Origin of the sequence: Sphaerisporangium sp. NPDC051017 (assembly GCF_040683095.1) — a bacterium.
GTDB lineage: Bacteria > Actinomycetota > Actinomycetes > Streptosporangiales > Streptosporangiaceae > Sphaerisporangium.
The window spans coordinates 81,390-102,412 of sequence record NZ_JBFBCI010000016.1 but is presented as its reverse complement, the minus strand read 5'-3'; the positions used below and the strand labels follow the sequence as shown (position 1 = coordinate 102,412).

20 protein-coding genes are annotated in these 21,023 nt (G+C 72.8%); 12 read left to right on the top strand and 8 right to left on the bottom strand.

Annotated features, from left to right (window positions below):
- Nucleotides 1–4: 4 nt before the first annotated feature.
- Nucleotides 5–1,489: an amino acid permease gene (locus AB0M95_RS16115; protein ID WP_363764490.1), complete on the top strand. Its 1,485-nt coding sequence runs from the start codon at nt 5–7 to the stop codon at nt 1,487–1,489.
- Between the two features lie 86 nt (nt 1,490–1,575).
- On the top strand, nt 1,576–2,583 hold the full coding sequence (locus tag AB0M95_RS16110) for a LacI family DNA-binding transcriptional regulator (protein ID WP_363764487.1): 1,008 nt from the start codon (nt 1,576–1,578) through the stop codon (nt 2,581–2,583).
- A 52-nt stretch (nt 2,584–2,635) separates the two neighbouring features.
- Here the strand turns inward: AB0M95_RS16110 and AB0M95_RS16105 are convergent, their stop codons facing one another.
- The gene (locus AB0M95_RS16105) at nt 2,636–3,907 is read right to left on the bottom strand and encodes an HRDC domain-containing protein (RefSeq protein ID WP_363764484.1); all 1,272 of its coding nucleotides are present in this window, start codon (nt 3,905–3,907) and stop codon (nt 2,636–2,638) included.
- Entirely contained in the window at nt 3,904–4,506 is a 603-nt protein-coding gene (locus AB0M95_RS16100) for a DUF3000 domain-containing protein (RefSeq protein ID WP_363764481.1), read from the bottom strand. Before AB0M95_RS16100 ends, AB0M95_RS16105 begins: the two co-directional genes overlap by 4 nt.
- 757 nt (nt 4,507–5,263) lie before the next feature.
- Between AB0M95_RS16100 and hemE the strand changes: the two genes are divergently transcribed.
- Nucleotides 5,264–6,301, top strand: a complete 1,038-nt coding sequence (hemE, locus tag AB0M95_RS16095; protein WP_363764478.1) for a uroporphyrinogen decarboxylase — start codon at nt 5,264–5,266, stop codon at nt 6,299–6,301.
- 6 nt (nt 6,302–6,307) lie between these two features.
- Here hemE and AB0M95_RS16090 read toward each other — a convergent pair whose 3' ends face one another.
- Nucleotides 6,308–7,372 carry a DUF4349 domain-containing protein gene (locus AB0M95_RS16090; RefSeq protein ID WP_363764475.1) on the bottom strand — a complete coding sequence of 355 codons (1,065 nt, stop codon included), beginning with the start codon at nt 7,370–7,372 and terminating at the stop codon, nt 6,308–6,310.
- A 162-nt stretch (nt 7,373–7,534) separates the two neighbouring features.
- Here AB0M95_RS16090 and hemG point away from each other — a divergent pair, with 162 nt between their 5' ends.
- The 5 genes from hemG (at nt 7,535) to ligD (ending at nt 12,669) form a co-directional block, all read left to right on the top strand.
- A complete protein-coding gene (hemG, locus tag AB0M95_RS16085; protein WP_363764472.1) occupies nt 7,535–8,983 on the top strand; it encodes a protoporphyrinogen oxidase in 1,449 nt (482 codons plus the stop codon).
- An 81-nt stretch (nt 8,984–9,064) separates the two neighbouring features.
- Entirely contained in the window at nt 9,065–9,769 is a 705-nt protein-coding gene (gene hemQ, locus AB0M95_RS16080) for a hydrogen peroxide-dependent heme synthase (RefSeq protein WP_358510230.1), read from the top strand.
- 231 nt (nt 9,770–10,000) lie between these two features.
- The gene (locus AB0M95_RS16075) at nt 10,001–10,561 is read left to right on the top strand and encodes a hypothetical protein (protein WP_363764468.1); all 561 of its coding nucleotides are present in this window, start codon (nt 10,001–10,003) and stop codon (nt 10,559–10,561) included.
- A 102-nt stretch (nt 10,562–10,663) separates the two neighbouring features.
- The gene (gene msrB / locus AB0M95_RS16070; RefSeq protein ID WP_358510224.1) at nt 10,664–11,065 is read left to right on the top strand and encodes a peptide-methionine (R)-S-oxide reductase MsrB; all 402 of its coding nucleotides are present in this window, start codon (nt 10,664–10,666) and stop codon (nt 11,063–11,065) included.
- Nucleotides 11,066–11,649: 584 nt separating this feature from the next.
- Nucleotides 11,650–12,669 carry a non-homologous end-joining DNA ligase gene (ligD, locus tag AB0M95_RS16065; protein WP_363764465.1) on the top strand — a complete coding sequence of 340 codons (1,020 nt, stop codon included), beginning with the start codon at nt 11,650–11,652 and terminating at the stop codon, nt 12,667–12,669.
- Nucleotides 12,670–12,754: 85 nt separating this feature from the next.
- On the opposite strand, the gene AB0M95_RS16060 is transcribed toward ligD, so the two are convergent.
- Both AB0M95_RS16060 and AB0M95_RS16055 read right to left on the bottom strand, forming a co-directional pair.
- Nucleotides 12,755–13,594 (bottom strand): LLM class F420-dependent oxidoreductase, encoded by an 840-nt coding sequence (locus AB0M95_RS16060; protein ID WP_363764462.1) that lies wholly within the window; start codon nt 13,592–13,594, stop codon nt 12,755–12,757.
- A gap of 139 nt (nt 13,595–13,733) precedes the next feature.
- Nucleotides 13,734–14,882: a PfkB family carbohydrate kinase gene (locus tag AB0M95_RS16055; RefSeq protein WP_358510215.1), complete on the bottom strand. Its 1,149-nt coding sequence runs from the start codon at nt 14,880–14,882 to the stop codon at nt 13,734–13,736.
- A gap of 199 nt (nt 14,883–15,081) precedes the next feature.
- Between AB0M95_RS16055 and AB0M95_RS16050 the strand changes: the two genes are divergently transcribed.
- Both AB0M95_RS16050 and AB0M95_RS16045 read left to right on the top strand, forming a co-directional pair.
- A complete protein-coding gene (locus tag AB0M95_RS16050; RefSeq protein WP_363764458.1) occupies nt 15,082–15,414 on the top strand; it encodes a hypothetical protein in 333 nt (110 codons plus the stop codon).
- A 43-nt stretch (nt 15,415–15,457) separates the two neighbouring features.
- On the top strand, nt 15,458–16,810 hold the full coding sequence (locus AB0M95_RS16045) for a 6-phospho-beta-glucosidase (protein ID WP_363764455.1): 1,353 nt from the start codon (nt 15,458–15,460) through the stop codon (nt 16,808–16,810).
- A 183-nt stretch (nt 16,811–16,993) separates the two neighbouring features.
- On the opposite strand, the gene AB0M95_RS16040 is transcribed toward AB0M95_RS16045, so the two are convergent.
- Nucleotides 16,994–17,470 (bottom strand): hypothetical protein, encoded by a 477-nt coding sequence (locus tag AB0M95_RS16040; RefSeq protein ID WP_363764452.1) that lies wholly within the window; start codon nt 17,468–17,470, stop codon nt 16,994–16,996.
- Between the two features lie 237 nt (nt 17,471–17,707).
- On the opposite strand from AB0M95_RS16040, the gene AB0M95_RS16035 reads away from it, so the two are divergent.
- Nucleotides 17,708–18,442: a BTAD domain-containing putative transcriptional regulator gene (locus tag AB0M95_RS16035; RefSeq protein WP_358510203.1), complete on the top strand. Its 735-nt coding sequence runs from the start codon at nt 17,708–17,710 to the stop codon at nt 18,440–18,442.
- Between the two features lie 143 nt (nt 18,443–18,585).
- Entirely contained in the window at nt 18,586–19,107 is a 522-nt protein-coding gene (locus AB0M95_RS16030) for a hypothetical protein (protein ID WP_358510200.1), read from the top strand.
- A 93-nt stretch (nt 19,108–19,200) separates the two neighbouring features.
- On the opposite strand, the gene AB0M95_RS16025 is transcribed toward AB0M95_RS16030, so the two are convergent.
- Both AB0M95_RS16025 and AB0M95_RS16020 read right to left on the bottom strand, forming a co-directional pair.
- Nucleotides 19,201–20,271: an ATP-dependent DNA ligase gene (locus tag AB0M95_RS16025; protein WP_363764567.1), complete on the bottom strand. Its 1,071-nt coding sequence runs from the start codon at nt 20,269–20,271 to the stop codon at nt 19,201–19,203.
- A gap of 26 nt (nt 20,272–20,297) precedes the next feature.
- Nucleotides 20,298–21,020: a pyrimidine reductase family protein gene (locus tag AB0M95_RS16020; RefSeq protein WP_363764447.1), complete on the bottom strand. Its 723-nt coding sequence runs from the start codon at nt 21,018–21,020 to the stop codon at nt 20,298–20,300.
- Nucleotides 21,021–21,023 lie beyond the last annotated feature (3 nt).

The following is a 21,023-nucleotide window of genomic DNA, read 5'->3' as shown; positions in this document are numbered from 1 at the left end:
CCGAATGTCTGTGCTGCGGACGATGTTCCGGACGAAGCCGGTCGAGCTGTCGATCGAGGACACCGAGGGTTCCGGGCATCGGCTGCGGCGCCACCTGAGCGCGCTCGACCTGACCGTGTTCGGCGTCGGCGTGATCGTCGGTACGGGCATCTTCGTCCTGACCGGGCAGGTCGCCCGGGAGACCTCCGGCCCGGCGGTCGCGCTGTCGTTCGTCATCGCCGGCGTCGTCTGCGCCCTCGCGGCCCTGTGCTACGCCGAGTTCGCCTCCACCGTGCCGGTGGCCGGGTCGGCGTACACCTTCTCCTACGCCACGCTCGGCGAGTTCCCGGCGTGGATCGTCGGCTGGGACCTCATGCTGGAGTTGGCCCTCGGCGGGGCCGTGGTCGCGGTCGGCTGGTCGGGGTACTTCGCCGAGCTGCTGGCCGCCATGGGCGTCGACCTGCCGTCGTCGCTGACAGGGGAGAACGCGACGTTCAACGTCCCGGCGGCCGTCATCGTGCTGGCGCTCACGGCCGTGCTGGTGGCCGGCATCAAGCTGTCCGCGCGGTTCAACCTCGTCATCGTCACCGTCAAGGTGGCCGTGATCCTGCTGGTGATCGTGGCGGGGCTGTTCTTCGTGAGGAGCGCGAACTTCACCCCGTTCATCCCGCCCGCGCACCCCACGCCGGCGGTCGAGGGGCTCAAGGCGCCGCTGATCCAGACCCTGTTCGGCCTCACCCCGGTCGCCTACGGGGTGCTCGGCGTGTTCTCGGGCGCCGCCATCGTCTTCTTCGCCTTCATCGGCTTCGACATCGTCGCCACCGCCGCCGAGGAGACCCGCCGCCCCCAGCGCGACCTGCCGGTCGGCATCATCGCCTCCCTGGCCATCTGCACCTTCCTGTACGTCGCGGTGTCGCTGGTCGTCGTCGGCATGCAGCGGTACGACCGGCTGAACAGATCGGCCCCGCTGGCCGGCGCGTTCCGCGCGCTCGGGCAGAACTGGCTGGCCACGATCATCAGCGTGGGCGCGCTGGCGGGGCTGACGACGGTCGTGATGATCCTCATGCTCGGCCAGAGCCGCGTGTTCTTCGCGATGAGCCGCGACAACCTGCTGCCCCGGCCCCTGGCCGCCGTCCATCCCCGCTTCGGCACGCCGTACGTCATCACGATCATCATCGGGGCGGTCACCGCGCTGCTGGCGGGGCTGATCCCGCTCTCGGCGCTGGCCGAGCTGGTCAACATCGGCACGCTGTTCGCGTTCGTCCTGGTGTCGGTGGGCGTGGTGATCCTGCGCCGCACCCGCCCCGACCTGCCGCGGGCCTTCCGCACGCCGCTGGTGCCGCTCGTCCCCGTCCTCTCGGTGCTGGCCTGCCTCTACCTCATGCTCAACCTGCCGGCGGAGACCTGGCTGCGCTTCCTGGTCTGGATGGGCGCCGGAGTCGTGATCTACTTCCTGTACGGCAGGCGGCACAGCCGCGTCGAGCGGGAGTCCCGGGTGCCCGTCACCTGATCGTTGCCGGGATCGGTTACCGTGCGTATGGGGGTCTGGGCCGTCGGTCCGGCCCCGCGGCGGCACGCCGGCCACGGGAGGCGATCATGGCCACGCTCGAAGACATCGCCAGGCACGCGGGGGTGTCGCTGGCGACCGCCTCGCGGGTCCTCAACGGCAGCACACGTCACGTCGGCGCGGTCATGCGCGAGCGGGTCGAGTTCTCGGCCGCCAAGCTCGGCTACCGCGTCGACGCCGCAGCCCAGACCCTGGCGCGCGGCGCGAGCAACGTCGTCGGCATCGTGATCCAGGACCTCACCGACCCCTACTTCGCCGCCATCGCCGACGGCGCGATCCGCGCGGCCGACGGCCACGACATGGTCGTCACCCTGGGCACCACCTACCGCGACCCCGAGCGCGAGATCGCGCTGGTGGCCACGCTCAACGCCCAGCGCGCCCGGGCCGTGCTGATCGCGGGCTCCCGGGTCACGGACGAGGCCGTCCTGCGCCGGCTGCGCGCCGAGCTGGACGTGTACCGCGCCGGCGGGGGACGCGTCGCCGTCATCGGCCAGGACATCCTCGGCACCGACACCGTGGCCCCGCTGAACCGCGAGGGGGCCTACGACCTGGCGGTGGCGCTGGCCGGCCTCGGGCACCGCCGTTTCGCGACGCTCGCCGGGCCGCCCAACCTGCTGACCGCGATCGACCGCGCCGGGGGGTTCGCCGCCGCGCTCTCCGACCTCGGGCTCCCGCCGCCGCTGGTGGTGCGCGGCGCGTTCGACCGCGACGGCGGGCACGCCGCCACCTGCGAGCTGCTGGCCCTGCGCAGTGACGTGACCTGTGTGTTCGCGGTGACCGACGTCATGGCGACCGGAGCCCTCGCCGCCCTGAGGGAGAACGGCGTCGAGGTGCCGCGCGACATGTCGCTCGCGGGGTTCGACGACATCGCCCCCCTGCGCGACCTGGTCCCCTCCCTCACGACCGTGCGGCTGCCGCTGGCGCGCATGGGCTCGCTGGCGCTGGACCTGGCCCTCGGCCACGAGGGCGTCCCCAGGCGCGAGACGGTCGGCGGAGAGGTCGTGCTCCGCGACAGCGTGAGGCCGGTGACCGGCTGACCGGCCCCCCGCTGTGCCGAAGGTCCGCGGGCGCCGTGGCGGTGCCCGCGGGTCAGTTCGTCAGGGACGCGGGCGGGGGCTCGTCGATCTCGCCCTTGACCACGAGGCGGATCAGCGCCTGGGACAGGGGATGCGCCGTCAGCTCGATCTGCCACCCGCGCGCCCCGAGCTCGCGCAGCCGCGCCGCCACCCCCTCGTCGCCGAGGTCGGCGGGCGGCTCCCAGGTCAGGCGCCGGATCGCCTCCGGCTGCAGCAGGTTCTCCGTGGGCATGCGGTTGGCGTCGGCCAGGGCCGCCACGGCGGCGCGGGCGGCGGCCAGGCGCCTGGCCGCCGCGGGGTCGCGGTCGGCCCACCGGTTGGCGGGGGGAGGACCCTCGCCCGGCCCGCTGGGCTGCGGGAGCTCGGTCTCGGCCAGCGCGCGGGCGCGGCCGATGGCGTTCAGCCACTCGCGCAGGTGACGCCGGGCGCTGCGCCCGGTGAACGGCGCGATCTCGGTCAGCGCCTTGGTGGTGCGCGGCTGGTCCAGCGCCGCGGTCACGATCGCCGAGTCCGGCAGCACGCGGCCGGGCGCGAGGTCGGACTCGCGGGCCAGTTCGTCGCGCAGCGTCCACAGCTCGCGCACCACGGCCAGCCCGCGCAGCGTGCGCACGCGGTGAATGCCGGAGGTGCGCCGCCATGGGTCGGTGCGCGGCGGCGACGGGGGAGCGGCGAGGATGGCGGCGAACTCCTCCTGCGCCCACGTGAGCTTCCCGCCGGTGGAAAGCTCCTCGTACAGCTTGTCGCGCAGCTCGATGAGCACCTCGACGTCCAGCACGGCGTAGCGCAGCCAGTCCTCGGGGAGGGGGCGCTGCGACCAGTCGGCCGCCGAGTGGCCCTTCTCCAGGCGCAGGCCGAGGACGTTCTCGACCATCGTGCCGAGGCCGACGCGCTCGTACCCGAGCAGGCGCCCGGCGAGCTCGGTGTCGAACAGGGTGCGGGGGGTGAAGCCCAGCTCGGCGAGGCAGGCGAGGTCCTGCGTGGCGGCGTGCAGCACGATCTCGGCGTCGGCCAGCGCCTCGTCGAGCTCCGACAGGTCGGGGCAGGCGACCGGGTCGACGAGCACGCTGCCCGCCCCGGCGCGGCGGAGCTGCACCAGGTAGGCACGGCCGCTGTAGCGGTAGCCGGAGGCGCGCTCGGCGTCGACGGCCACCGGGCCCGTGCCCTTGGCGAACGCGCGGACGGCCGCCGCGAGCGCGCCGGCGTCCTCGATGACCGGCGGGATGCCCTCGCGGGGTTCCAGGAGCGGCACTATTTCGGATGCGGGGATGATTTCGTCGTCGGTCACGTCCTGAAGGGCTCCGGGTCTTCTCGACGCGCGGACCGCGGCGGGAGGGCCGCGACGTCAGGTGGCAGGGGTGGGATGCCCGCCGCGAGGCACATCAGGTCGCACCATGCGGCGACGTGGGCCGACAGGTCCTCCTCCAGCGGGGACCACGACGCGCGCAGCTCCAGCTCGGTGGTGATCGGGTCGTCGGCCTTGTTGCCGAAGCCCTCCGACACCGCGCGGGTGACGGTGCCGCCCGCCGCGGCGTACCCGGCCCCGTGGGAGTCGAGGGCCTCGGTCAGCCAGCTCCACGCCACAGGCCCGAGCATCGGGTCGGAGGTGATCTCGGGCTCCATGTCGGCGCGGACGTAGGCGACCAGGCGGAAGGGGCCGTCCCAGCCGCGCTGGCCGTCGGGGTCGAACAGCATGATCAGGCGGCCGACGGCGAGCTCGTCGTCGCCGCGGTAGACCGACGCGCCGACCGCGCCGGAGTAGGGGGCCAGCCGCTGCGGCGCGGGGATGTCCTCCAGCTCGATCTCCGGCCTGACATCGGCGGGACGCAGGCTCGCCAGGGCCCGCCGGAATGCGGCGGGGGCCGGCGGCGCGTCACCGATGGTCATGATTGCAGCGTAGGCCGGAACGGGTGGTGCCGGGAACAGGGGGGTATGCGCGGAATGCATGGATGGTGATCAAGCTCTCGTCACCGGGGCGCCGCCACGCTCCGCACACCCCAGGAATCGGCGGCCGTCGTGCGCGTCGAGGCGAGGGAGCCGCGCCACGCCCCGTTCGACGGCAAGGTGCGCACAATGCACAGTGCGGTGCTCGGAGGAACTCCACATCGCGGTCATCGCGGGCCTTTCGTCGGGTCCCAAGATCGAGAGTTCGCGCGGACAAGACTGCGCGCCGCCTGGCCGACGCTCCCCCCGCGGGCCCTGTCCGTGAACTCGGGGCTGGTCCGACGTTGACACGTCACGGCGACATTTCCCCGCAACGCGCTCGGCGTGTCCCGAAAGTGGTCACCGAATCGCCGCCGCGCGGCGATTTGACGAACATTTGAACCAGCCGCGACATGATCACGGACCTCTCGTGAGACGTACTGTACCCGTGCCTGGGAGCGCGTTGACGCGGCCTGCCCTCCGGTGCGGGCCCTCGGCCGGCCGTCGAACCAGACATAGTGTACGGATCGCGGCTTCCATCATCATCGCCGGACATCCGCCCGGTAAATATCGTTTTCGCGGCAAGCTTTGGTATTGCCCCCGGGACCACCTCCGGTGCCCGCGAAACCGCCCGGACCGGCCCCCGTCGCCCTCCCGGGCGGCGAGATCTGAGCACGCACGCGATACGTGGACCGGCACCCCTCCATGGCACTCTGGAAGGGTGAACTCCGAGACCGCCGAATCCCTGTTCATCCGCGCCTGCCGCCGCCTGCCGGTGCCGCACACCCCCGTCTGGTACATGCGGCAGGCGGGCCGCTCACTGCCCGAGTACCGCGCCGTCCGCTCCGGCGCGCCGATGCTCACCGCGTGCGCGACCCCCGACCTCATCGTGGAGATCACGATGCAGCCCGTGCGGCGGTACGGGGTGGACGCGGCGATCTTCTTCAGCGACATCGTCGTGCCGCTCAAGGCCATCGGCGTCGACCTCGACATCAAGCCCGGCGTCGGCCCCGTGGTCGCCGAGCCGGTCCGTGACCGCGCCGCGCTCGACGCGCTGCGCCCCCTGGACCCCGACGACGTGCCCTACGTCACCGAGGCCGTCCAGGCGCTCGCCAAGGAGCTCGGCCCCACCCCGCTGATCGGCTTCGCGGGCGCGCCGTTCACGCTCGCGTCCTACCTCATCGAGGGCGGCCCTTCCAAGAACCACGACCACACCAAGGCCATGATGTACGGCGACCCCCGGCTGTGGCACGCGCTCATGGGCCGCCTCACCGACATCACCATCGCCTACCTGCGGGTGCAGGCCGACGCGGGCGCCTCGGCGCTCCAGCTCTTCGACTCCTGGGTCGGCGCCGTCGCCCCCGAGGACTACCGCGAGTTCGTCCTCCCGTACACCAGCCGCATCTTCGCGGGCCTGGCCGACCTGGACGTGCCGCGCATCCACTTCGGCGTGGGCACCGGCGAACTGCTCGGGCTGCTCGGCGAGGCCGGCGCCGACGTCGTGGGGGTCGACTGGCGGGTGCCGCTGGACGAGGCCACGCGCCGCGTCGGCCCCGGCAAGGCCCTCCAGGGCAACCTCGACCCGGCGATCCTGCTCGCGCCGTGGGAGGTCGTCGAGCGCCGTGCCCGCGACATCCTGGCGCGCGGGCGGGCGGCCGAGGGGCACGTGTTCAACCTCGGCCACGGCGTGCTGCCGTCCACCGACCCCGCCCAGCTCGCCCGCCTCACCGACCTCGTCCACGAGGCCTCCGCCCGCTGACCGCCGTCACGCCTCCGGCCGCCCTGGCTCGGGGGCGGGCGAGCCCTCCGCCGCGGCCTCGCGACGCTCGCCCTCGCCGTCGGGGGCCGCGGGCGCGGCGGCCACGGCCACGACGCGCTCGGCTTCCGCGCGCTCGGCCTCCGCGCGCCGGCGCCTTGCGCGGCGGCGTACGGCGGAGACGGCGAACCACACCACCGCCAGCACGACCAGCCAGGGCAGCAGCGCGCCCAGCACCGTCAGCACGACCTTGAAGCTCGTCACCAGGGCGTCCCAGCCGTCCCTGAGACCGCTCAGGAAGCCCGGCGGGTCGTCTTCCGGATCCGGGATGACCGCGGCGGGCCCGACGACGCGCAGGGTGAGCGTGGCCTCGGCGGTCCGCGCCGCCAGCGACTTCTGCCGGGCCTGGAGCGACTCCAGGTCGGCCTCCCTGGTGGAGATCTCCCGTTCGACCGACAGGACCTCCCCGATCGTCTTGGCCTTGCTCAGCAGCGAGCGGAGCTGGTCCAGCGAGGACTGCGCCGACTTCAACCGGCTGTCGACGTCGGCGACCTGCTCGGTCACATCCTCGGTGGCCTGGCGCAGCGCCTCCCGCTTGCCGAGCTCCTTGCCGAGCCGCCCGAGAAGGGCCTGGTAGCCGTCCGGCGGCACCTTGAAGACCAGCGTCGCGCCACCCCCGCCCTCGTCCGAGGTGGACTCCTCGGTGTCCAGGCGCCCGCCCGACGCGGCGACGATCTGCTTGGCCTTCTCCGCGGCCGCGGTCACGTCCTTCGCCCGGACCGTCATGTCGCCGGTGTAGACGATCGACCGCACCGGTTCGGCGATCTTCACGGGGGAGCCCGCCTCACCGGCCGCCGCGTCCCGCTGAGGGGCCGCGCCGCCGGAGCCCGCCGAGCCGCTCGCCACCTCCGCACTCGCGTCGGCCGGGACCGGCATCCGCGCCGCGTCCTGGCGCGCGGCGGGCGCGCTGCCGACGGCGACCATGCCACCGTCTCCGCCTCCGCAGCCCGCCAACAGGACGACGGCCCCTGTGAGGGACGCCAGCAGGGCCGCACGGCACCGTAATCTGCTCATGCCCCTGTTGACGGGTGCGGCGGGCCCGCGGTTGGGTGGCGCACGTCACAATGCCGTCACGTTCTGGGCGGCCGCCCGGCCCCCTACCGCCGAGGGGTTCGTCCCCAGGCCGGGCCCGGCCGCCGTCCGGGGCGACGCCCTAGGCGGGTAACGTCTTGGGGCATGGAAGGGACTCGGCGGCACGTCGTGGTCGTGGGCGGGGGCATAGCGGGCCTGGCCGCGGCGTGGCATCTGCGGCACGAGGACCCCGGCCTCGCCGTGACAGTCCTGGACGGCGCTCCCCGCGTCGGGGGCAAGCTGCGGACCTCGGAGGTCGCGGGCATCCCCGTCGACGAGGGCGCCGAGGCCATGCTGGCCCGCCGTCCCGAAGGCCGCGAGCTGGCCCGCGCGGTGGGCCTCGGCGACGAGCTCGTCCACCCCGCCCCGGCCGGCGCCTCGATCTACAGCAGGGGCGCGCTGCGCGCCATGCCGAAGCGGCAGGTCATGGGCGTCCCCGCCGACGTCGCCGAGCTCGGGCGCTCGGGCATCCTCTCGCCGGCCGGGCTGGCCCGGGTGCCGGTCGACCAGATCCTTCCGGCGACGCTGATCAGCTCCGACGTGTCGGTGGCCGCCTACATCCGCGCGCGCATGGGCGGCGAGGTCGTCGACCGCCTGGTCGAGCCGCTGCTCGGCGGGGTCTACGCCGGCCGCGCCGAGACGCTCTCGCTGGACGCCACCATGCCGCACATCGCGGCCGTGGCCCGCACCGAGCGCTCGCTGCTGAGGGCCGCGCGCGGCATCGCCGACGACGCCCCCAAGGACGCCGGGCCCGTCTTCACCACGCTGAGCGGCGGCATGGGCGGCCTGCCCGAGGCCGTGGCCCGCGCCTCGGGCGCCGAGATCAGGACCGGCGTCATGGTGCGCGAGCTCGCGCGCACGCCCGAGGGCTGGCGCCTGGTGACCGGTCCCACGAGGTCGCCGGAGGTCGTCGAGGCCGACGCCGTGGTGATCGCGGTCCCCGCCCCCGCCGCGGCCCGGCTGCTCGCCGCCGAGGTGCCCAAGGCCGCCGCCGAGCTGGCCCGCATCGAGTACGCGAGCATGGCGATCGTCACGCTCGCCTACCCGCGCGCGGCGTTCCCCGAGCCGCCGGCCGGCAGCGGCTACCTGGTGCCGCCGGTCGAGGGGCGCGCGGTCAAGGCGGTGACGTTCAGCTCGGTGAAGTGGCCCCATCTGGCCGACGCCGACCCCGGCGTGCTGGTGCTGCGCTGCTCCGTCGGCCGCCTCGGCGAGGAGTACCTGCTGCAGCGCGCCGACGACGAGCTGGTGGCCCTGGCCATGGGCGAGATGGCCGAGGTCATGCGCGTGCGCGGGCTGCCCCTGGACAGCCGGGTGACCCGCTGGGGCGGCGCCCTGCCGCAGTACGAGGTCGGCCACCTGGACCGGGTGGCGCGCGTCCGCGCGGCCGTGGCCGTCCAGCCGGGGCTCGCGGTCTGCGGCGCGGCCTACGACGGGCTCGGCGTGCCCGCGTGCGTGGCCACCGCGCGCACGGCCGCGGCGGGCATCCTCGCGTACCTCGACGAGCGGCGCGAGGGAGAATGGCGGGAGGGGCATCCCGCGGCCGGCGCCCGCTGAGCGGCCCCGCACCCAGCTGAAGAACGGCGCCGGGTCGACCGCGCCGGGAACGACGAACGCTTCGATGGAAGGCGAGTTCAAGTGACGACGGAGAGTGGCGCGCGGCCGAAGGCCCGCGATCTCAACCAGGTCATCCGCTACACCATGTGGTCGGTCTTCCGGGTGCGCGAGCCGCTGCCGGGCGACCGGCAGGAGGCCGCGCACGAGGTCGAGTCCGTGCTGTCGCAGGCCGCGCAGAAGGACGTCGTGACGCGCGGGGCCTACGAGGTGGCGGGGTTCCGCGCCGACGCCGACTACATGTTCTGGTGGCACGCGCCCACGCCCGAGGACCTGCAGGAGGTCTACGGCCGCTTCCGGCGCACGTCCCTGGGCCGCGCCAGCGAGCCGGTGTGGTCGGTCATGGCGCTGCACCGGCCGGCCGAGTTCAACAAGTCGCACATCCCGGCGTTCCTCGCGGAGGAGGAGCCGCGCGGGTACGTCTGCGTGTACCCGTTCGTGCGCTCCCTCGAGTGGTACCTGCTGGAGGACTCCGAGCGCCGCGCCATGCTCGCCGAGCACGGCAGGCTCGCCCGTGACTATCCCGACGTGCGGGCGAACACGGTGGCGTCGTTCGCGCTCAACGACTTCGAATGGATCCTCGCGTTCGAGGCCGACGAGCTGCACCGCATCGTCGACCTGATGCGTCATCTGCGCGCGTCGGAGGCCCGCAGGCACACCCGGCTGGAGGTGCCGTTCTACACCGGCACGCGCAAGCCGCTGGAGGAGCTGGTCACCGCCCTGCCGTGACCGTCGAATCCCCCAGAACGGGACATCCGTCACCGACGCCTCAAAAGCGACCACGTCTGATATTTCAGGAACAACCCACGCGGGCTCGCGATCTTTGGCATACTCGTGGGTGATTCCCGTGTCGATGTGAGGCAGAGGGTGAACAGGGGCAATGGCCTGGTACGTTCCAGGCGAGGGGGGCACAGGCGGCGCAAAAGCCGCCGTGCGTGGTTATTGCAGATCTTCTCCGGGGTGGCGGCCGTAGTGGTGGCGGCCCTCGCGGTCGTCGCCGTGTTCGCGCGCCCGCAGGACGGCGCCGCCGCCGCGCCCGCGCCGGCCGGCGGGGGCGTCGCGCCGTCCGTCCCGGCGGACCTGGGCGTCACGGCGGGTCCCAAGGCCACGGCGGGTTCCGACGTCACGGCCGCGGAGGCCGCTCCCGCCAAGAAGGCGAAGAAGAAGCGCCGCGACCCCGCCGACACCGCGTCGGGGCCGAGCCGGCACACCGACGGCAAGGCGATCAGCTACTTCAGGCAGCGGTGGGCGGACGACAAGGCGGTCAAGCGGATCACCGACATCAGGACGACCGGGAAGTACCTTCGCATCTACACCGACCTGCCGCAGTCGGCGCACAACTCCAAGTCCGCGCTCGACCTGTGCAAGCGGGGCATGGAGTACCTGCTCCAGGAGGTCGGCGACCAGAGCCCCGTGGTGTTCGTCCAGGCGAAGTACGGGCAGAACGGCAACCCCGTCCTCGCCAACATCGCCGGCCCGGACGACACCTCCTGCCGCCTGTCCGCCCCCTCACCCAAGTAGGCGGCAGCCCGGCCACGGCAAGGGATTACGAGGCCCTTACATGTCCCCGCGGCGCACGCCCGCGGACGGCGGCCCCGCCCCGGCCCGCATAGGCTTGAGGGCATGGAAAAGGTGGTCAAGAGCGACGCCGAGTGGCGGGTCCAGCTGTCTCCCGAAGAGTTCCGCGTCCTGCGCCAGGCGGGCACCGAGCGTCCGTTCACGGGGGAGTACGTCGACACCAAGACCGTGGGGGTCTACTCCTGCCGCGCCTGCGGGGCCGAACTGTTCCGCTCCGAGGCCAAGTTCGATTCCCACTGCGGGTGGCCCTCGTTCTTCGAACCGGCCGAGTCCGACGCCGTGACGCTGATCGAGGACCGCTCGCTCGGCATGGTGCGGGTCGAGGTCCGGTGCGCCCGCTGCGACTCCCATCTCGGGCACGTCTTCCACGGTGAGGGCTACCCGACCCCCACCGACGACCGGTACTGCATCAACTCCGTCTCCCTCCACCTCGAACCGGTCGGCTGACCGGCCCGTGGTCCGCCAGGGTGATCGCTCGCGTTCGAAGAGTAACGAACGGCGCATGGCCGCGTCATGCGCGGGTAGAGACGCTTGTGGGGTGGTGCCACCCGCAGACTCTGGTTTGGTTCGGTCTGGAGCTCTGTGCACATACGCCACAGGTGGGACACCATCGAGGCCATCGGCCAGGTGGTGACGCAGCGCTGCGAGATCTGTGGCAAGACCCGGGTACGGGTGAGGAAGCCCCGCAAACCCCCTCGACCCCGACCGGACTGACCGGGCGGTGCACAACCCCGGGCGCGTATACGGACCGTCGGCCCGGCGGAAAGCTTTCCGTCGCGAGCATCCTGCCGGCCCGGTTCCGGCGTCTTCACCGGTATGGGGGCTGATCACCTCCTACGAGGAAGATCGCCGGTACATCCCCGCTTCCGCGCGCCGTTCGGGGAGGTCACCGGGCGGGGGAGACGTCAGCGCCCGTCCGGCGGGCGATCCCGGGGGGTCCGTCCCGTCCGAGCGCGGTCCGCCACAGAGGCGCTCCGGGACGGACCGTCCCCCGCCCGCCTTTTGTCACAGCCGGAGGGTACGGTCGGAGCATGGCGTCGCCGTTCATCGAGCTCAATGTCGGAGACCGGGTCATCAAGGTCACGAACCCGGACAAGATCTATTTCCCCGAGATCGGGGCGACCAAGCGCGACCTGGTCGAGTACTACATCTCCGTCGGCGATGGCGCGCTGCGCGCCCTGAAAGATCGCCCGACCTACCTCAAGCGCCACCCCGACGGCGTGGCCACCGAGGCGATCTACCAGAAACGCATGCCGCCCAAACACCCCGAGTGGCTGCGGACCGTCACGATCCGTTTCCCGAGCGGGCGCACGGCCGATGCCCTGCGGGTGACCGAGGTGGCCGCGATCGCCTACTGCGCCAACCTCGCCACGATCGACTTCCACCCCTGGCCCACGCGCGCCGACGACGTCGAGCATCCCGACGAGCTGCGCATCGACATCGACCCCCAGCCCGGCACCGGCTTCGAGGACGCGCGGGCCGCCGCGTTCGTCGTCCGCGAGATCCTCGACGAGCTCGGCATGCGCGGCTTCCCGAAGACCTCCGGCAGCCGGGGCATCCACATCAACGTGCGCATCGCGCGCGACCGGTCCTTCACCGAGGTCCGCCAGAGCGCCATCGCCCTCGCCCGCGAGGTCGAGCGCCGCCGTCCCGACCTCGCCACCACCGCCTGGTGGAAGGAGGAACGCGGCGAGAAGGTCTTCATCGACTACAACCAGAACGCCCGCGACCGCACGATCGCCAGCGCCTACTCCGTCCGCGCCAAGCCGCACGCCCCGGTCTCGGCACCCGTGACCTGGGAGGAACTGGCCGAGGTCGACCCGCGCGACTTCGACATCCGCACCGTCCCGCCCCGCTTCGCCGCGCTCGGCGACGTCCACAGAGAGATCGACGACCGCGCGTTCACCATCGAGCCGCTCCTGGAGTGGTACGCGAAGGACGAACGCGGCGACCTGCCGTACCCGCCCAACTACCCCAAGATGCCCGGCGAACCGAAACGCGTCCAACCCAGCAAGGCCCGCCCGTCCGCCCCTGAAACGGAGGCGGGCTGACCGGGTCCTCGGCCACCACGTCGCCCCCCCGGATGGGCCGCGGCGACTTCGGCGGCCCCTCCGGTGTCCGGGCGTGAGACCCGGTTCAGGAGAACAGCACCTCGGCGAGGGCGCGGTACCCCGGCAGCGGGTCCTGGTCTTCGGCCGTCAGGAGCTGGACGCTCACGTGGTCCGCGCCCGCGGCGAGGTGCTCGTCCACGCGGCGCTTGATCGTCGCCGGGTCGCCCTGGGCCACGAGCGCGTCGACGAGCCGGTCGCTGCCCCTGCCCGCCAGGTCGTCGTCGCCGAACCCGAGCCTGCGCAGGTTGCTGGTGTAGTTGCTGAGGCGAAGGTAGAAGTGCACCGTTTCCCGCGCGATCCGCCGGGCCGCCTCGGCGTCCTCCGACACGACGACCTTCTGCTCAGGGGCCAGCAGGACCCCATCGCCGAGGATCTCCCGCGCCTGCCGGGTGTGCTCGGGAACGGTCAGATACGGGTGCGCGCCCGCGCTCCTCTCGGCGGACAGCCGCAGCACCTTCGGCCCGAGCGCGGCCAGCGCCCTGCCCTCGACCGGGACCTTCGCCGCGTCGAGCCCGTCGAGGTAGGCCGCGAGCGCATCGTACGGCTTGGCGTAGCGGGCCGTGGCCTCGCGGTGTCCGGCGCCGACGCCGAGCAGGAAGCGGCCGGGATGGGCGTCCGCGATGCGGTGGTAGGCGGCGCCGATGGCGGCGGCATCGTCCTGCCAGATGTTGACGATGCCGGTGGCCACGGTGAGCGTGGCGGTCGCGGCGAGGATGTCCTCGGCGATCCGCAGGTCACCGCCGGGGGATCCGCCGAGCCAGACGGCGCCGTAGCCGAGTTCTTCCAGTGACGCCGCCAGGGCGGGCGTCACCTGCGACGCGTTGCGCCACACCCCGACCTTGCCGAGCGCGGGCCATGTCGTCATGGTGCTCCCCTTCTTCACAGTCGTTCCGAGACCAGGCGCGGGAGGACACCCGGGCGCCCGACGGGCCCAGGCGCGACAACCCCCGCCGCCGGAGGGCTATTCCCTGTGAGAAATGTAGGGAATTCCGGGCGGTGCGCGCTCAGTTTCCCTTCTTGTCGACCGGCTCGGCTCCGGCGGAGACGTCGGCGTGCAGGGACATGGTGGCGGCCGCGCGCCGGACGGCCCCCACGGGCACGGTCGGGACCAGGGTGTCGAGGAAGGCGTAGCGGCGGGCGAGCGATTCGATGTAGGCCCCGCTGTGTCCCGCGGCCTCCCGGACGTCGTGCCACCAGTCGGCGATGTCCCCCCACCCCGGCGCGGCCAGCGACCCGCCGAACTGCTGCACGGCCAGCGCCGAGCAGACCCCCGCGAAGGCCAGGCGGTCGCCGAGCGGCCAGTGGGCCAGGGTGCCGAGCACGAGCCCGGCCCCGAAGACGTCCCCGGCGCCGGTCGGGTCGAGCGCGGTCACCCGCAGCGCCGGGACGTACGCCTCCTCGCCGGTGGTGGAGTCGATGGCCATCGCGCCGTTGGCGCCGTCGGTCACCACGGCGAGCGGGACGCGGTCGGCGATGGCGTACAGGGCCTCGCGGGGCGTCTCGGTGCCGGTGTAGGACATGGCCTCGACGGCGTTCGGCATGAACGCGTGGCACACCTCCAGCTGGTCGAGCAGGGAGGGCGCCCAGGTCTCCGAGGGGTCCCAGCCCACGTCGGCGAAGATCAGGGCGCCGTCCTTGCGGGCCTGGTCGGCCCAGGTGCAGGAGTCGGCGCTGCCGAGCGGCTCCTCGATGGACAGCGGCGCGATCACGGCGCTGGAGCGCGGGGGACGTCCGATCATCTCGGTCGCGGCCATGGGCGGGGGGTGACCGTGGGTGACCATGCTGCGGTCGCGGTTGACGGCCATGGAGACGGTCACGGGGGAGTGCCACTGCTTGAAACGGCGCGATCTCGACAGGTCCACGGATTCCTGCTCGGACAGGATGCGCCAGTTGAAGTCGGCGTAGTCGTCGTCCCCGAAGGCGGCGGCCATGGAGGTGCGCAGCCCGAGGCGGCCGGCGGCGATGGCGAGGTTGGCGATGCCTCCGGGGCAGGACCCCATCCCTTCGGCCCAGACCTCGGTGCCGGCGGCGGGCATCGCCTGGAGACCGGTGAAGACGATGTCCAGGAACACGGTGCCGGCGGTGAACACGTCGAACTCCGGCCCGTCTGGACGGCGTAGAGCGGCGAGTGGGTCGTAGGCCTGGACAGACACGGAAGTGGGTCCTCCTCGACGGTGAGAAGAATGTGCGCACTCTTGCATGTTTTGGCCGCCTATATCAAGAGTCGACGGATGATCGTGCGCATTTTTGCTTAATTGTGCTCACACATGACTGATACGATCCTTGAGTGCTCCAGCGCGTCCGGCATGCCGAGATCATGCAGCGTGTCCGCCTCGCCGGGGCGACGGCGGCATGCTTCGCCGCGCCTACCATTCCCTTGTGGGCGTGCTCACCGAGCAGGCCCTGCGCCAGGTCTGCGCCGACCGCCTGTTCCTGAGCGCCAGCGGCGTGCGGCCCGACGGGCAGGTGACCGACTCCACCGTGGCGGAGGTTCCCCTGAAGCGGGCCATGATGGCGGCCGCGGGCCAGGTCGTGCTGGTCGTCGACCGGCACAAGTTCCCTGGTTCGGGCGCGCTGCGCGTGTGCGGGCCGGACGAGATCGACGCCGTGGTGACCAACGACGGCGCCGACGAGGCGACCCTCCGCGCGCTCGGCGAGGCGGGCGCCGAGGTGCTGCTGACATGAACGGCCGCGCCGCGAGGCGGACGGGCGAGCACGAGGAGCGAGCATGAGGTTGACCATCCTCGGCGGCGGCGGTTTCCGCGTCCCGCTGGTGTACGGCGCGCTGCTGCGCGACACCGGCAGGCCGCGGGTGGAGGAGGTCGTCCTGTACGACCTGTCCGAGGAGCGCCTGACCGCCATGGGCCATGTGTGCGCCCAACTCGCGGCCGGGCACGACGACCCGCCGCGCGTCCGCGCCACCACGGACCTGGACGACGCCCTGCGCGACGCCGATTTCGTGTTCTCGGCGATCCGCGTCGGCGGCCTGGAGGGGCGCACGGCGGACGAACGGGTGCCGCTCGGCCTCGGACTGCTCGGCCAGGAGACGGTCGGCCCCGGGGGCATCGCGTTCGGGCTGCGCACGATCCCGGTGGCCCTGCGCGTCGCCGAGCGCGTCGCCGCCGTCGCCCCCCGGGCATGGGTGATCAACTTCACCAACCCCGCGGGCATGATCACAGAGGCCATGCAGCGGGTGCTGGGCGACCGTGTGGTGGGCATCTGCGACTCCCCGCTGGGGTTGGTCCGCCGGGCCGCGCGGTCCCTCGGCCTGGACCCCGGCAGGACCGCCCCCGACTACGTCGGGCTGAACCACCTCGGCTGGCTGCGCGGCCTCGTCCACGACGGGCGGGACGTCCTGCCCGACCTTCTCGCCGACGACGCGGCGCTCAAGGGAGTGGAGGAGTCGCGGTTGTTCGGCCCCGACTGGGTGCGGTCGCTCGGCGCGCTGCCGAACGAATACCTCTATTACTACTACTTCACCCGCGAGGCCGTGGCCGCGATCGGCGGCGCCCCGCAGACCCGGGGCGAGGCGCTGGTGCGGCAGCAGTCGGAGTTCTACGCGGCGGTCGCGCGCGAGCCCGGGCGCGCCCTGGAGGTGTGGCGGCGCGCCCGCCGGGAGCGCGACGCGTCGTACATGGCCGAGACCCGCGAGACCGCGGGGGCGGGGGAGCGCGACGCCGCCGACCTGCTGGCGGGCGGGTACGAGGGCATCGCGCTCGCGCTGATGACGACCATCGCGCGGGGCGGTACCGACACCATGATCCTCAACGTGCGCAACGGTACGGCGGTCCCCGGGCTGCCCCCGGAGGCGGTGGTGGAGGTGCCGTGCGTGGTGGACCCCGGCGGGGTGCGCCCGCTCGCCACCCGGCCCCTGCACGGCCAGTTCCTCGGGCTCGTCCAGCAGGTCAAGGCCGTCGAGCAGCTCGTCATCGAGGCCGCCGTGACCGGCTCGGCGACCGTGGCCCTGCGGGCGTTCGCCTCCCACCCGCTGGTGGACTCGGTGTCGGTGGCCCGTTCGCTGTTGGACGGCTACCGCGCCCGCATCCCCGAACTCGCGGCCGTCCTGCACCCCGCCGGATAGCTGAGACGCCTTTCTCGCGGCGGGCTCAGGCGGCCAGGCGCGGAGAGGTCGGCTCGGCACCGAGGCGGGGGACGTTCACTGGGTACGGCCCGTGCTTGGCGGGCACGGGCCGTGGGGTTCGCCGGTTTCAGGTGTCCGGGCCGGGTGGGCGAGACCAGGTCCGGGGGCGGTGTGGGCCGCCGGTCACTGGGACGGGGTCTGGATGTTCTGGCCGGTGCTCTCGGTGCCGGTGCTCTCCGTGCCGGTGGTCTGCTCGCCGGTCATCTCTTCACCAGTGGTGTGCTCGCCGGTCATCTGCTCCTCGGTCATCTCCTCGCCGGTGGTCTCCTCGCCGGTCGTCTTCTCGCTCTGTTCGGCGGTGGTCTGTTCGTCGGTAGCCTCGCTGCCGTTCGACTGCGTGCCGAGGGATTCGGTGCTGTAGACGCCCCACATCGTGCCGGGGGTCTCGGCGGTCGAGCCGCTGTAGGACTTGCAGACCAGGCTTCCTATGGAGAACCCCTTCTGCTGGATTCCGGGGATGGCGCTCTGGCACGCCGTCAGGGACGTGTAGCCCGGCTTGACCAGGTCGTCGGAGGCTACGGACGCGTGCGCCGCCGTGGCGGCCGCGGGAAGGACGAACGCGCCGCTCAAGACGAGCGCGGCGAAGGCGTTTCTCCTCATGGAGGTCTCCTCTCGTGCCGCCGCGGAAGATGGCGGCACCGTGAGCGTGCCTGGGCCGCCGTCACCCCGGCATGACGGGCGCGTGACGTGGGCGCGCCGCCGCCGGTGCGCCTCTGTTCCGCAAACGATGCGCATAGCCGCGCGAATCACCACGAACTGGGTACATAGCGGGGAGGAACGGCGACGGGAGGGGCTGCTTACCAGACGAATCGCTTTCCAGTGAGAGGCAGTGCGACTATGGAGAGCGGCGACCGGCCCGCGCTGCGGGTCGTTCTTCTGGGTGGCTTCCGGCTGCTGGCCGGGGACGAGCAGGTGACGGTCTCGGGCGGATCCGAGCGTCTTCTGTCCTTCGTCGCGCTCTGCGGCCAGGCCGTCCCCCGCACCCTCATGGCGGGCACGCTGTGGCCGGACCGGCCCGAGCGGCGCGCGTACGCGAGCCTCCGGTCCGCCCTGGCCAGGCTCGAAGGGGCCGGGAGGGAGATACTCGACATCGGCACGACCGAGGTGCGCCTGAGCCAGGACGCCCAGGTGGACGTCGAGGAGGCCCGCGCGCTGGCGCGGCGCGTCCTGGATCCCGAGGCGCCCACCCCCGCCGAGGACCTCACCGCCGACTCCGTCGAGAGCCTGTCGGTGGACCTGCTCCCCGGCTGGTACGACGACTGGGTGGTCCGGGAGGCCGAGGACTGGCACCAACTGCGCCTGCACGCCCTGGAGGCCCTCGCGGACGAGTTCATCGCGGGCGGGCGCTTCGCCGACGCGGTCGCCGCAGCCGGGATGGCCGTCCGCGCCGAGCCCCTGCGCGAGAGCTCCCACGCCGCGCTGATCCGCGCCCACCTCGCCGAGGGGAACCAGGCCGAGGCGCTGCGCGACTACGAGCGGTACGAGCACCTCCTCGACGCCGAACTGGGCCTCCGGCCGACGCCGCTGGTGAGCGATCTCGTCGCGGGGCTGCGCGCGGTCGCTCAGCCCTGAGGCGGGCGGGGAAGGCGCTCGCCGGTCACGTCGGTGTCACGGTCCGGTGGCGGGCGGCCCGCCAGGCTGTGGTTCGACGCCACGGAGGCCACCTGGAGCGTCGGAACGATCAGCGTGGGTGGCCGCGACGAAAGGAATCGGCCATGGTCAGCAAGCGCTGCTTCATGGTTCTGGGGCCTGTGGTCCTGTCGTTCACGTTCTGGCAGGCCGCAGTCGCACAGGCATCGGCCGATCAGCCCTCCCTCGACAGGCCGGTCGTCGCCGCCGGCGCCGTGACGGCGCCGCAGTCGGACGGCTACGACGAGGACGACTACGGCTACGGGTACGACAGGGACCGGGGCAGGTACTCCGAGCGGGGCCGGTTCTCCGAGCGGCGCCGCTTCGAACGGGAAGAGCGAGGCCGGCCCTCCGAACGGCGCCGGTTCGAGCGGGAGCGCGAGCGCGGCCGGATGGAGCGGGGCCGGTTCTTCGAGCGCGAGGAGCGCGGCCGGTTCGAGCGGCGCCCGTTCTTCGAGCGCGAGGAGCGCGGCCGGTTCGAGCGGCGCCCGTTCTCTGAGCGGGAACGAGAGTTCGGCCGGATGGAGCGGGGCCGGTTCTCCGAGCGCATGGGCCGGATGGAGCGCGGCAGCGAGTCCGAGAGGTTCAGGTCGATCTTCCTCGACTAGCCGTCACCCCGGCGATCGTCTCCGATTCTCGCACCCGAAGAGGGACATGAGCACTGCTCATGTCCCTCCCCCACGCCCGCCGGCGCCCGGCGCTCAGCGCGCCAGGATGTCGTCCAGGTTGTAGTCCACCGGCCGTTCCAGCTGCTCGTAGGTGCACGACTCCGGGGTCCGGTCGACGCGCCACCGGCGGAAGTGGGCGGTGTGCCGGAACCGCTGCCCCTCCATCTGCCCGTAGGACACCTCGACCACCAGCCGCGGTTCGAGCGGGACGAACGAGAGGTCCTTGCCGGCGCTCCACCGGGAGATCGCGCCGGGCATGCGCTGCGTGGTGTTCTCGTCCTGCGCCATCCAGGAGCTCCACGGGTGGGCGGACAGGTCGGCCGGCAGGTACGGCTTGAGCTCGTCGATCAGCTCGGCCCTGCGCTTCATCGGGAACGACGCCGACACGCCGACGTGGTGCAGCACGCCCGCCGCGTCGTACAGCCCGAGCAGCAGCGACCCCACGATCGGCCCCGACTTGTGCTCGCGGTACCCGGCGACGACGCAGTCGGCCGTGCGCTCGTGCTTGACCTTCAGCATCGTGCGCTTGTCCGGTTCGTACGGCTGGTCGGAGTGCTTGGCGACGATGCCGTCGAGGCCCGCCCCCTCGAACATCTCGAACCACTCGGCCGCCCGCTCGTCGTTGCTGGTGACCGGGGTGAGCCGGATGAGGTCGCCCGCGTCGGCCAGCGCGCCGACGAGGCGGGCGCGGCGCTCGCCGAACGGGGTCTCCATGAGGTTCTCGTCGCCGATGGCCAGCAGGTCGAAGGCGATGAAGGACGCCGGGGTCTGCTCGGCCAGCAGCCGCACCCGGGAGGCGGCCGGGTGGATGCGCTGCTGGAGCGCGTCGAAGTCGAGGATCTGGCCGCGGCGTAGGACGATCTCGCCGTCGAGGACGCAGCGCTCGGGCAGTTCGCGCTTCACCGCCTCGATCAGCTCGGGGAAGTAGCGGTTGAAGGGGCGTTCGTTGCGGCTGCCCAGGTAGACCTCGTCGCCGTCGCGGAAGACGATGCAGCGGAAGCCATCCCATTTCGGCTCGTACAGCATGGTGCCGTTCTGGGGAGGCACGTTCTTGATCGCCTTGGCGAGCATGGGCGCCACGGGCGGGACGACCGGCAGGTTCATCTCGGGGACGGGCTGGACGGGAAGGGTCATAGCGGCTCCCGGGTGTACTTGCAGAAGAGGAAGCCTTCTTCCTCCAGGACGTGCGCGAGGTGCAGGCGGACCTGTGAGGCCGGGCCGTTGAGGATGCGCGCGGCGTCCCCGCCGGCCATGATCGGGCTGATCGTGAGGCACAGCTCGTCGACCAGCCCGGCCGCCGCGAGCTGGGCGTTGAGGCGGGGGCCGCCCTCGCACAGGACGCGGCCGAGGCCGCGCTCGCGGAGCTGGGCGATCGCCAGTGGCAGGTCCACCCTCTCGTCGCCCGCGACGATCACCTCGGCGTTCCTGGCGGCCTCGTCGCGCCGGTCCTTGGGGGCGCTCTCGGTCGTGATCACGATGGTCCGGGCGTAGGGCTGCGCCTCGGTGAACAGCGGGCCGCCGAGGTCGAGGTCGAGCTTGCGGGTCACAACGGCGATCGGGGGGACGGGCGGGCGTCCGGCGCGCAGGTCCGGCCACGACGCGCGGGGGCGGGCCGGGCCGTACCCCTCGGTGCGGACGGTCGCCGCGCCGGCCAGGATCACGTCCGACAGCGCCCGCAGGATGTGGAAGACCCGGCGGTCGCCCGCGCCGGACAGGCCCTCGGAGAGCCCCTTCAGCCACGCGCCCCCGTCGACGCCGGCCACCATGTTGAGGCGCAGCCACGCGTCACGCGGGTAGGCGTACGCCTCGGCGAGGTTCACGTCGTCGGCGGGGCCGGGCAGGATGCGTCGCACGCT